This window comes from Rhodobacteraceae bacterium Araon29, from assembly GCA_039640505.1.
Lineage (GTDB): Bacteria > Pseudomonadota > Alphaproteobacteria > Rhodobacterales > Rhodobacteraceae > CABZJG01.
Map to the genome: position 1 here is coordinate 2,055,615 of CP046865.1, position 11,773 is coordinate 2,067,387.

The 11,773-nt window shown below is 49.0% G+C and carries 12 protein-coding genes and 1 tRNA gene; 8 read left to right on the forward strand and 5 right to left on the reverse strand.

The window, feature by feature from the left end; translation table 11 throughout:
• Window positions 1–138: 138 nt before the first annotated feature.
• The 3 genes from GN278_09875 to bamE all read right to left on the reverse strand — a co-directional run bounded on the left by GN278_09875 (window position 139) and on the right by bamE (window position 3,255).
• Window positions 139–1,947 carry an ATP-binding cassette domain-containing protein gene (locus GN278_09875; protein XAT61018.1) on the reverse strand — a complete coding sequence of 603 codons (1,809 nt, stop codon included), beginning with the start codon at window positions 1,945–1,947 and terminating at the stop codon, window positions 139–141.
• 31 nt (window positions 1,948–1,978) lie between these two features.
• Window positions 1,979–2,728 carry a GNAT family N-acetyltransferase gene (locus GN278_09880; protein XAT61019.1) on the reverse strand — a complete coding sequence of 250 codons (750 nt, stop codon included), beginning with the start codon at window positions 2,726–2,728 and terminating at the stop codon, window positions 1,979–1,981.
• Between the two features lie 89 nt (window positions 2,729–2,817).
• Window positions 2,818–3,255, reverse strand: a complete 438-nt coding sequence (bamE, locus tag GN278_09885; GenBank protein XAT61020.1) for an outer membrane protein assembly factor BamE — start codon at window positions 3,253–3,255, stop codon at window positions 2,818–2,820.
• 86 nt (window positions 3,256–3,341) lie between these two features.
• On the opposite strand from bamE, the gene GN278_09890 reads away from it, so the two are divergent.
• From GN278_09890 to GN278_09920, 7 genes are all read left to right on the forward strand, one after another.
• Complete coding sequence (locus GN278_09890; protein XAT61021.1) at window positions 3,342–3,911, forward strand: DUF177 domain-containing protein; 570 nt, start codon at window positions 3,342–3,344, stop codon at window positions 3,909–3,911.
• A 153-nt stretch (window positions 3,912–4,064) separates the two neighbouring features.
• Complete coding sequence (gene rpmF, locus GN278_09895; protein ID XAT61022.1) at window positions 4,065–4,271, forward strand: 50S ribosomal protein L32; 207 nt, start codon at window positions 4,065–4,067, stop codon at window positions 4,269–4,271.
• A gap of 21 nt (window positions 4,272–4,292) precedes the next feature.
• A complete protein-coding gene (gene plsX, locus GN278_09900) occupies window positions 4,293–5,390 on the forward strand; it encodes a phosphate acyltransferase PlsX (GenBank protein ID XAT61023.1) in 1,098 nt (365 codons plus the stop codon).
• Window positions 5,391–5,393: 3 nt separating this feature from the next.
• A complete protein-coding gene (fabH, locus tag GN278_09905; GenBank protein XAT61024.1) occupies window positions 5,394–6,365 on the forward strand; it encodes a beta-ketoacyl-ACP synthase III in 972 nt (323 codons plus the stop codon).
• Between the two features lie 125 nt (window positions 6,366–6,490).
• On the forward strand, window positions 6,491–6,790 hold the full coding sequence (gene ihfA, locus GN278_09910) for an integration host factor subunit alpha (protein ID XAT61025.1): 300 nt from the start codon (window positions 6,491–6,493) through the stop codon (window positions 6,788–6,790).
• A 17-nt stretch (window positions 6,791–6,807) separates the two neighbouring features.
• The gene (locus GN278_09915) at window positions 6,808–7,437 is read left to right on the forward strand and encodes a MerR family transcriptional regulator (protein ID XAT61026.1); all 630 of its coding nucleotides are present in this window, start codon (window positions 6,808–6,810) and stop codon (window positions 7,435–7,437) included.
• Between the two features lie 55 nt (window positions 7,438–7,492).
• Window positions 7,493–7,569 (forward strand) — tRNA-Pro (locus GN278_09920).
• A gap of 133 nt (window positions 7,570–7,702) precedes the next feature.
• Here the strand turns inward: GN278_09920 and GN278_09925 are convergent.
• Entirely contained in the window at window positions 7,703–9,874 is a 2,172-nt protein-coding gene (locus GN278_09925) for a tetratricopeptide repeat protein (protein XAT61027.1), read from the reverse strand.
• A gap of 586 nt (window positions 9,875–10,460) precedes the next feature.
• Here GN278_09925 and GN278_09930 point away from each other — a divergent pair.
• Window positions 10,461–11,537 (forward strand): 2'-deoxycytidine 5'-triphosphate deaminase, encoded by a 1,077-nt coding sequence (locus tag GN278_09930; protein ID XAT61028.1) that lies wholly within the window; start codon window positions 10,461–10,463, stop codon window positions 11,535–11,537.
• Here GN278_09930 and GN278_09935 read toward each other — a convergent pair.
• Complete coding sequence (locus GN278_09935) at window positions 11,524–11,733, reverse strand: hypothetical protein (GenBank protein XAT61029.1); 210 nt, start codon at window positions 11,731–11,733, stop codon at window positions 11,524–11,526. The two genes, GN278_09930 and GN278_09935, sit on opposite strands and share 14 nt — an antisense overlap.
• Between the last annotated feature and the right edge of the window lie 40 nt (window positions 11,734–11,773).

Here is an 11,773-nt window from a genome sequence, read left to right on the forward strand (position 1 = left end):
CCTTGAATATCTCCGCATTGGGCTGATTTTTTCTTTGTACAAATACTCCCTTTCAGCGGCGCATTTTTTGCCAGACCGTTTAGATTATGACTACGGTGCTGTACAAGTTACCGTCCCCTTGCGTCGCCCTTATGGGGCTCAAGGCTGGTTTTTTTCTTCCAATGTAAGCCAATCGTCTTCCGCAATCTGCAAGGCTTGTTGCCGTTCAACCAGTGCCGCACTTGCTTTTTGAAATTTAACCGGCGCCTGCTGGTAAAGATCGGGCACAGACAGGTACTCTTCAAGCTTGGTGATTTCCGCCCCCAACTTTTCAATCTCCGCAGGGAGGCTTTCAAGCCGATGCCGCTCAGTAAATGTAAGCCCCGGCTTTTCTGCTTGCTGCGCGGTTTTCACCTCTGGTTTGGCTTTGGTCGCTGCGGGTTTTACCGGGGTCGGTGTAACCTGTTTCTGAGCTTGATAATCTGACCAGCCACCAGCATAGGCGACCGTGCGCCCTTGGCCTTCCATCGCGATGGTTGTTGTGGCCACACGGTCCAGAAAATCGCGGTCGTGACTAACCAAAATCACCGTTCCCTGATAATCATCCAGCAGCTCTTGCAGCAAATCAAGCGTTTCCACATCAAGATCATTGGTCGGCTCGTCAAGCACCAAAAGATTGCTTTCCCTCGCCATGATCTTGGCAAGCAATAGCCGTGCCTTTTCGCCCCCCGACAGCGAGCGCACAGGCGCACGGGCCTGTTCTTCGTCGAACAGAAACTCTTTTAAATACCCCACCACATGTTTTGGCGCGCCGCGCACCAATACCTGATCGGCTTTGCCCGATACCCGCATTGCCGGATCACCCGTCAGGCTGTCCCAAAGCGTCATCTCCGGATCAAGTTGGCTGCGGTTTTGGTCAAAAACAGCAGGGACCAGATTGGTGCCATGTTTAATCTGACCTTGGTCCGGATCAAGCTCGCCCATCAAAAGCCGCAGCAACGTGGTTTTCCCCACTCCGTTTGGTCCCACAAGCGCGATCCGATCTCCACGCTGAATGGTGATCGAAAACCGGCGCAAGATAAGTATCTCACCAAAAGATTTCACAACATCTCTGGCCTCAATGACCTTACGGCCGGACTTTGGCCCCGCATTTAGCGCCATCGCCGCTGTGCCTTGCCGGCGGATCATCCCCGCCCGCTCTGCCCGCAGGCTATGTAGCGCCCGTAACCGCCCTTGATTGCGTTTGCGCCGCGCACTGATGCCTTCCACTGCCCACCGACCCTCAGATTTTATCTTGCGGTCCATTTTATGGCGCTGCATGTCTTCGTCTTGCCACAGCTTGTCTCGCCAAGCCTCAAACCCGTCAAATCCCTGTTCATTGCGCCGCACCTGCCCACGATCAATCCACAAGGTCGCGCGGCTGAGTGCATTTAGAAAAGCCCGATCATGGCTGATTAAAACAAAGCCGGCTTTGCTGGTCTTTAACTCGGCTTCCAGCCAGGTGATGGCTTCAATGTCCAAATGGTTTGTGGGCTCATCCAATAACAGCAAATCCGGCGCTTCGGCCATCAACTTGGCCAAAGCTGCGCGGCGGCGCTCTCCGCCGGATGCGGTTTCCACCAAGCGCTCTGGATCAAATTTTAACCCTTCCGCTGCACGCTCTACGCGGTAAAGTTCCCCAGGCTCTAGCCCGCTCGTGGCAAAATCACCCAAAGTGGTAAAGCCAGTCATAGCTGGGTCTTGCTCCATATATCCTGCCGCCAAACCCGGCGGCATCACACGCGCACCGCGGTCCGGCTCTGCCAGACCGGCCATCACTTTCATCAAGGTCGATTTTCCTGATCCATTGCGCCCGACCAAAGCAAGCCGTTCACCAGGGTGAATTACGAGGTCCAGCCGGTCAAAGACCGGATTTCCGCCAAATGTCAGCGCAATATCGTTAAGCTGTAATAATGGAACTCGTGCCATAGCGCGCTGCTAAGCGCCCGATCCCCAAAGGTCAAGAGAGAGCTTGCAAAAGCCGTCTTCGCACGGCCGGAATTGACCCAATTTCTATACCCGTAAAGACGTGCAGCGTATTCATCTGAGAATCGACCACAGCATGATCACTGACCCAGCCCCCCATCATTAAATAACTGCGCAGCAGTGGCGGCATTTTGCGCAGGGCCTGCCTCATATCAGGTTTGCGGCGCAGCCGGGCCGCAAAACGAAAAACCCTTGGGGCTTTTACCCGTGGAAGCCAGCGCTTTGGGGCAAGATATTTATCTCGAAGCACAGCAAATGCATCAAGATATGCTGTTGCATCTGTGCCCTGAAAAGACGCGCAGCCAAACAAAAGCTCGACGCCTTCTTTATCAACGTATTTGGCAAGCGCACCCCACGCTAACCTGAGCACATCAGGGTCTTTGACCTCTGGATGGATACAAAAGCGCCCCATTTCGACAAGTTTACCACTATATGAATGCAGCGCAGAAAGCTCATAGTGCTGCGCAGAGTAGCTTTTTTCAATCTCTGAGCCACCATTCAAGTGCAAAAGCCGGTAGCAGCACACAAGTCGGTTGGTTTTGCACTCTTCTAACAAAACATGAGCACAGACTGGATCAAACTCATCCACATCAAGGCCGCTTGGCGCCCTTAAACCAAATGCGAGATGCCGCAGCTTTTGTGCCGCTAAAATGTCACTTGGTTTATCAGCCAACCTGACGCGGTATTTTTTGCTGATCCGCTTTTCCAAAGACTGCCCCTTCATGTTAAGTCACTTTTGTACAAATACATCTAGAGCAACTGCATGTAACAATCGCATAACAAACAACAGAGAGTTGATGAGTTACCCAGCTATCAAAGACTGGGTGCACTTCCACCCACTGACCCGATGATTTGGCGAATCAAACTTAATTCAGGACCTGCAGCCTTGGTCACTCTGTGTTCTAATGAAATAACGTTGCCATCTTGCAAGCCAAACCGCTCGATGTTGCTCAACACCCCTTGTTTGTTGAAACTTAACACAAGAACCTCGCGGTCCACTTCGGTGGGTCGAGCAAGAGCGCCCTGCCGCATTTGGCTTCGTACATAAAAATATGCATTTTCACGCATTAAACCGCCCGATGAAGGAGCACCCAAGGATTCTGCAACGCTGCCCCGAGTATCAACTCCGACCACAAGGTCATCAACATACTCTTTTGGCGGCATATATCCATGCGCTCGATACTGAGAAGAGCAGGCAGATAGCATAATAAGCAACGCTGCTGCCCCAATTATTGTCCTTGATCTTTTCATAGTTAGATGTACCGACCCTTGTCTTGTTACACATTGGGCTTTATTCCATTTTTGCAATACACGCAAACTTGTCCTGAAAGGTAAATATGTTGCCCTCGCCGACGCCCCCTTCTCCGCAGAGCATATTTCGCTTGGCCGACCTGAGCCAACAGCGCCCAACTTCCTTTGATATCAGCCCGGATGCAAACCAACGTCGTCAACTCGCAAAAGAGCTAGGATTTCGAGCTTTGCGCAAACTACGGTTCACCGGAAAGATGATTGCCAGCGGTAAAAAAAACTGGGCGCTCAAGGCCAAGCTTGGAGCAACCATCGAACAAGAGTGCGTGGTTACACTACAGCCAGTGATCACGCGTTTGGATTGCGCAGTGCAACGGCGATTTATGCCTGCCGCAGACTTGGCACCAATGGAAAATCCGGTGGACGAAATTGAAATGGATGGCGATGAAACGCTTGAGCCTTTGCCAGAGGAAATCAACCTTTTATCGGTCCTGACCGAGGCCCTGTCGATTGAAGCGCCGGATTACCCGCGGGCGCAGGGGGCGGCTTTGAGCGAAACCAATTTTAGCCAACCCGGTGTTGCCCCAATGACTGATGCGGATGCTAAACCCTTTTCCGGGCTAGCCAAACTCCAAGAAAAAATGCAAAAAGATAGCTGAATGTGTACTGTGAGCTCTTGTCAAACACACAAATCGCAGTATTTTCGCGCCTTCTTGCGAAATTGGCTTGTATCTGAACGGCAATTAGATGTATGCGCCTCGGATACACGGATGGAACCAAGGGCTGATGCCCTGATAAATTGAGGTTGAGACATGGCTGTCCAACAAAATAAAGTATCGAAATCACGGCGCAACAATCGCCGGGCTCATGACGCACTTGTGGCGGGGAATCCCAACGAGTGCAGTAATTGTGGTGAGCTAAAGCGCCCGCATCATATCTGTGCTGCTTGCGGCCATTATGGCGACCGTGAGGTTGTTGCGATGGTTGACGAGATCGATCTGGACGAAGACGCGGCCTAGTTTTTTTAGGGCCCTGGTTTGATGACCGCAGCACAAAATACACCGGTAGACGCGCCTCGGCGCACGGTTATAAGTATTGATGCTATGGGCGGTGATCGAGGCCCTGCTCCAGTGGTTGCTGGAATTGCCAGATCTGCAAAGATAAATCCTGATCTACATTTTATTCTGCATGGACCCGACGATAAGTTACAAAAACTTGTCGAGCGGCGTCGTGCCCTCACCGGTCGTTGCGATATCCGCAACGCCACTGATGTGGTCTCGATGCAAGACAAGCCAAGCCATGTTTTGCGGCAAGGCAAAGGCACCTCAATGTGGTCCGCTATAGAATCAGTGCGCAACGGCGAAGCCGAGGTTTGTGTTTCTTGCGGCAACACCGGCGCCTTGATGGCTTTAAGCATGATCCGTTTGCGCAAATTGCCGGGTGTGAACCGCCCTGCAATCGCAATCTTATGGCCATCGCGGAGCGCAGGTGGTTTTAATGTCATGTTAGATGTCGGTGCCGACATTCGTGCAGATGCTAATGATTTGTTGCAATACGCGTTGATGGGTGTTTCATACGCCCGAAACGGTCTACAGCTAAAGACCCCTCGGGTGGGTGTGCTAAACGTGGGAACCGAAGAACACAAAGGTCGCCCCGAATTGCGCGAAGCGCATGACTTGATTGCTCAGCATAGTGAAAGTGGGCATTACGACTTTGTTGGCTTTGTCGAAGGCGGGGACATTCCTAGAGACAAGGCCGATGTGATTGTCACCGATGGTTTTACCGGCAACATAGCGCTCAAAACTGGTGAAGGCACTGCCAGCTTGATCGGCGATTTGCTAAAACAGGCTTTCCGCTATTCCCCACTGTCACGTCTTGCACAGCTGTTGGCCGTCTCGTCTTTGCGGCGCTTGCAAAAGCGCATAGACCCAAGGCAGGTCAATGGCGGTGTCTTTCTAGGGCTCAATGGAACAGTGGTTAAATCGCATGGCTCGGCGGACGCACTGGGCGTTTCAGCGGCGGTCAAATTGGCCGTGCAGCTAACTCAATCAAAGTTTTCGCAAAAAATTGCGGCACGCCTTGCATCTATAACGCCAATAAAGCACGATGAAACATCTGCTGAACCAGGGACCAAGTAACAAATGCAAATTAGGGCCGTTGTACGGGGCGTAGGGCATTACCTTCCAGAGAGGATTGTGCCGAACTCTGAGTTTGAAGAAACCCTCGAAACCTCTGATGAATGGATCAAAGCCCGCTCGGGAATCGAGCGTCGGCATTTTGCAGCCGAAGGCGAAACAACGTCTGATTTGGCTGTTGCAGCCGCCAATGCGGCGCTTAAAGATGCCGGGCTTTCAGCCGATGATATGGATGCGATCATCGTTGCTACATCCACAGCAGACCTTACATTTCCGTCCGTTGCGACCATGGTTCAAGCGGGGCTCCATATGCAGCGCGGCTTTGCCTATGATGTGCAGGCTGTTTGCGCCGGATTTATTTTTGCGCTTTCTTCGGCAAATGCGCAAATAATATCCGGACAAGCCAAGCGCATAATGGTCATCGGTGCTGAAACCTTTAGCAGATTGATGGACTGGAGCGATCGCTCTACCTGCGTGCTTTTCGGCGATGGCGCCGGTGCGCTGATCCTTGAAGCGCAAGAGACCAGCGGCAGCAAAGCCGATCGCGGAATTTTATCGGTTGATTTAAATTCAGATGGGCGGCACCGAGATATTTTATATGTTGATGGGGGCGTATCCACGCACACCACGGGCCATTTGCGTATGCAAGGCAAAGAAGTGTTTCGCCATGCTGTTGAAAAACTGGCAATCACGGCACAAACCGCAATGGATCAGGCCGGCGTCACCGCCGATGACATTGATTGGGTGGTGCCGCATCAAGCCAATTTGCGCATAATCAACGGCACCGCAAAGAAAATGGGCATCCCAACAGAGCGTGTTGTGATCACTGTCCAAGACCACGGCAACACCTCTGCAGCTTCAATTCCGCTTGCGCTTTCGGTTGCCAAAGCCAATGGGCAGCTTAAAGAAAATCACCTTATCGTCACCGAAGCGATCGGCGGCGGCTTGGCCTGGGGCGCAGTGGTTTTGCGTTGGTAGCAAATTTAAATTGCTAAAAACTCCTGAAAAATTTATAAAAGTAAAAAAATGCCTTTTTAAATAAGCCATTGTTATTGACTCGTAAAATCACGACACATTACAAATATACAAAATGGGGATACATAATGAGTGATACAACCTTGACTCGAATGGACTTAAGCGAAGCCGTTTTTCGCGAAGTCGGATTATCAAGAAGTGAAAGCGCCGAACTGGTCGAAAGTGTTTTAGAGCATATTTCGGCATCGCTTGTGCGCGGAGAGCAAGTCAAAATCTCTTCCTTTGGGACTTTTAGCGTGCGTGATAAAAATGCCCGAGTGGGGCGCAACCCCAAAACTGGGGAAGAAGTGCCCATCACCCCGCGTCGGGTTTTGACCTTTCGGCCCTCACATCTGATGAAAGATCGGGTTTCTGAGGGTAACAAATAATAATCCAGAGTGCCGGAATGAACAAATCAGCCGAGGCCTTTAGAACCATTAGCGAAGTTGCAGACTGGCTTGGGATTCCGACTCATGTGCTTCGGTTTTGGGAAAGTAAATTCAATCAAATCAAACCCGTTAAACGCGCCGGAGGACGGCGCTATTACCGCCCTGCTGATATGTTATTGATCGGCGGCATTCGCAAATTGCTGCACGAAGATGGGATGACCATCAAAGGGGCGCAAAAAATACTGCGCGAAAAAGGCATCAAACATGTAAGCAGCCTGTCTCCACCGCTTGAAGCAGTGCTTGCTTCAGATTCTGACCAACCACTTGAGCAAACCGACCCCATAGAGCAAAAAGAAGTGGGTTTAGCCCAGGACAATGTGATCAATCTTACCCGAGCCCCCGTTTTGCCTGCCGATACTGAAAATATAGACGAACAAGGTGAGCAAACTACTTTGAACTTCTGGTCTAATGAAGTTCCAAACAGTGCAAGGACTGATAACGAACCGATTGTTGCAAACACTGCAGGTTTGATCAGGGCAATTAAGCGGTTATCTCCCTTGGGTTCAAAGCCCGGCGATGAATTACATTCGCTCAGTGCAGAACTGAAAGAAGAGCTCGAACGGCGCAAGGCCAACGATCCGCATTAAATGGTACTTTTTCCCTTGCCCCTGCTGTCAAAACCGTTAAGAGATTGTGCAATTACGGGCTATGGCGCAGCCTGGTAGCGCGTCCGTCTGGGGGACGGAAGGTCGCAGGTTCGAGTCCTGCTAGCCCGACCAAAAACAGTTTTTATGTTTTGTTTATTGTTTGCACACCACCCTTTTATAAAGGGCTTTATGGCAAACTCAGGCCAGCCTTGCAAAAGATTGCAGCTTTACCTAAAATTCTGGAGGCCGGTTTTGCACTTATCTTTTACTTTGAATGTGGCTCGTTTTTATCGGTGACAACAATGTGCTCTGGGCCTTTACCTTGCAAATAGCGATCATAGGCCATTTCAAAACCTAGTTCGAGATTGCGCGTGTAGCGGCCTGTATCAAATAATGGATTGGTTTTTATGTTTCGTGAGAGCTTGTTGCGAATTCTGTTCAGTTTTTCACGGTTTTGCGCCAAGTCAAGCGCTAGGCTTTCATACTCTTGATCTGTTGTTGTTATTAATTCTGGTAAGCCTACCGCATTTAGCAGGCTTCCGGCCATTCGGGAAGTGTAACTTTTTCCAGATTTTGTAAGCACGGGCAGACCTGCCCAAAGTGCGTTACTGGCCGTTGCGCCAGCGTTATAAATAAATGTATCAAGAAACAGATCGGCTTGTTGAAACCGGGCAAGATATTTTTTGTGTTCGACTTTCTCTGAAAATACCAGTCTTTCAGCATTTATACCCTGTTTTTGGGCCTGTTTGATCAAGTTCATCTTTGAGGCTTTATTGCTCATGACCAACCAAAGAACGCTATTTGGCTTTTCCTTTAGCAACCGCATCCAAATCTTAAAAACCTGTGGATCAATTTTATAGCTTCTATTGAATGCGCAAAACACAAATCCATCCTTGGGCAAACCCAACTCAAACCTTGACGGCACCGAATGATCCATCAACAGACCATCGTCCTGAGGCTGATATGTATGGGGCATATAGATAATTTTTTCTGAGTAATAAGTCTGATAGCTCTCAGGAATTAAAAAAGGATCCGCAACTATATAGTCCATAAAATCTGCACCCATTGAGCCAGGATATCCAAGAAAATTTATTTGAATAGGGGCTAAGCGGCTGGCAAAAAGACCGCTGCGACCATCTTTTGTATATCCGGTCAAATCAATAGCGATATCAATTTCATCGCTATGCACTGTTTCTTTGATCGCTTGGTTGCTGAGGCCATGGACATCTTTAAATTTATCAAATGTTTCTGCGAGCTTTGTTTGCATTGTATCGAACTTTGAACCAGCGACAGCATATCCAAAGACATCAAAACGTGATCGGTCATGCACCTTAAAAACTTTAGCCATCAGACGTGTAACCGGGTGCTCTCTAAAGTCAGCGCTGAAATAGCCAATCCTAAGCTTTTTAGGCTTTTTTATAGGGGGCGCCGGTAATGACAGTGGGTCATGTTTAAATTTTTCTGCTGCATATTTTTGCGACCGCAATAGATGGCGCTCTGGATTATCTTCTAATGAAAGCATGGAAAACGGCGGCACTGCAGTTGCTTTTATTCCTAATTTTGCAGCACTGGCCAAATCTTGGGTCCTATTGCTCCAATCGCAAATGTGTTGTTTTTGATGAATCATTTGAGTATTGGCACCGGCATATTCAGGTTTGAGAGTGACTGCCTTCTTAAAAGCTTCTATAGCCTCTTCTAGCTTTTCTTGCTCTACAAGAATAACACCCATGTTGTTGTAAGCTTCGGCGAAATCAGGATTAAGAGCCAGAGCCTTCCTTTGTGCATTAATTGCCTGTTCCAGCTTTCCTTGCTGCCTTAAGGCAATGCCCAGATTACTGTAGCCGTCCGCATAGCTAGGACTAAGCTGAGTGACCTTTTTAAAGGCCTCTGCGGCTTCTTTAATCTTGCCAAGTCCTTTATAGGCAGCTCCTAAAATATTCCAAATATCAACAGCTTCCGGGTGTCTTTTGATATGCACGCCAGCCCGCGAAATCACTTGCGTCAACTGCCCCTGATCATAAAGCGTACGTAGTTCATACTCTGCTTCTTGGACAGAGTTTTGCGATCCCGTGATGGTTTGGGCAGTGATTAAATTATTTAGCTTTTGGATGAGATCGCCGGGTAGATTATCATTCTTTGCTTTTTGAGCTAACTTCTTTGCATCGTCAATTTTCCCCAAGTCAACCAAAGTAGAAACACATCTAAGCCAGTGTTTGTGAACGGACGGGTTTGATTTTAAGGCCTTTTCAAACAAGCCAAGCGCCTGCTCAGGCTTGCCAATACTAAAGGCCAATACGCCTAAATTATAATTGGCCGCAGGATGATCCGGTTTCACTTTCAAAATAGAAGTGTAGTATCCATCCGCTTTTTGAGCCTGGCCTGTTTTTTGGGCCTCAATCCCCAGTTTTAATGCATCAGCCAAGGTTAGTTTAGCCATTCGGTAACTCTCTTTTGGTCATTTAAATTCAATAGCTTTCTGAGAATATCAAAATAAAATCCATCGCTTTATAATTCTTACCTGATTATCAACGATGCTGGCGGCACGATCAAGTAAAGAGCTTTTCATCACATAGATGAATATCTTTGAAGCCAAGAGCTTTCTATATTCAACGCTTGGGAAGGGGTGATAACCTCATCGGACCGGAAATCATGTGCACGGCAAAAGCGCTGTATTAATGGTATAAAGTTACCCGCAGGTTCAACAGAGTTATAGTGATGATTAGGCGGTTAAAAGCACCCAGATGTTTAAACATTTTATGTTGCGAGAAGTCATCGAAGGGCTTACTGGTGTACGGTATTATGACAGCAGTGCCTGCCGTCATCTTGAAAAAAGACGCAATGCGTTTAACTGATAACGCTAGGATCGGCGCGAAAAATAGCGCAAGCCTGATAAGAAAATGCAATGACAACAGAGATATACGAAGCCTCAAGTTTCACTAGCCCAACCAAAAAACCGCTTGCAGCCGTATGGGTTCCAGGCGTTTTTTTATTTGGGCAAGCTCCCGAGCAGAGAGGAATATAAGATGAGCGGCGTATTGCCTGACCAAAGTATCCAGCAAATGATCAATAGCGCGACCATTACTGCACAGCCGCCAATTCTATCCGAGCAAATTCAACCTGCCAGCCTAGACCTGCGCCTAGGCAATACAGCCTGGCGGGTTAGGGCTTCGTTCCTTTCAGGCGATGAGCGCAAGCTTACAGATCGGCTTAAAAACTTTGAAATGCATGAAATTGACCTTTCTCAGGGCGCAGTATTGGAAAAGGGCTGTGTCTACGTGCTTCCATTAATGGAAACGCTTGATCTGCCCGACGATATTCAGGCGGTGGCAAACGCTAAAAGCTCAACTGGCAGGCTTGATCTATTAACCCGGGTTATCACCGATAATGGCACCGAGTTTGACCGCATTCGCCCCGGGTATAAAGGCCCGCTTTATGCTGAAATTTGCCCACGGTCCTTTTCGGTTTTGGTGCGCCCCGGCATGCGGCTTAATCAGATCCGGTTTCGTCAAGGACAGGCTATTTTAAACGATAGTGAGCTAAGTGATCTGCATACCAGTGATCGCCTTGTCAGCGGCGAGGCTGTGATCAGTGACGGGCTTGGGTTTTCGGTTGACTTAAAACCGGCCAATGGGACTTTGGTCGGCTACCGCGCCAAACCGCACACCGGCGTGATCGACCTTGACAGGATTGGCGCCTATGAGCCGGCGGAGTTTTGGGAAGAGGTTCACAGCTCGGACGGCCAGATCATTTTAGATCCCGGCGCTTTTTATATTTTGGTTAGCCGTGAGGCTGTTCATATTCCCCCTGCCTATGCTGCTGAAATGGCGCCTTTCCTAGCCATGGTTGGCGAATTTCGCGTGCATTACGCTGGTTTTTTTGATCCCGGGTTTGGCCATCAAGCTGCCGGCGGTGGCGGATCGCGCGGCGTGCTTGAAGTGCGCTGTCACGAAGCTCCATTTGTACTTGAGCATGCGCAGATTGTTGGACGTTTGGTCTATGAAAGAATGCTAAAAGAACCAGCGCAGCTTTACGGCGCCGGGATTGCATCAAATTATCAAGGCCAAGGGCTTAAATTATCCAAACATTTTAAAAGCGGCTAATACGCCTTACAGCTTTCATACTTTTCCGTATCCGCTTTGCGTCAACTTTAGAGGACGGATTTGATTGAGTTTGTTGGTCCCCCTGCTCCGCTTTTGCTGAACGGCTGCCCATAGAAAAGGCTTTGTTTACACCACGGCGCATCAACTGACGCATTGCCATATTCATTATCATCTTCAAAATTCGGGTGATATCCACACTCTATTCCTTTCATCAATATGTGGGGAATAGAGACGAA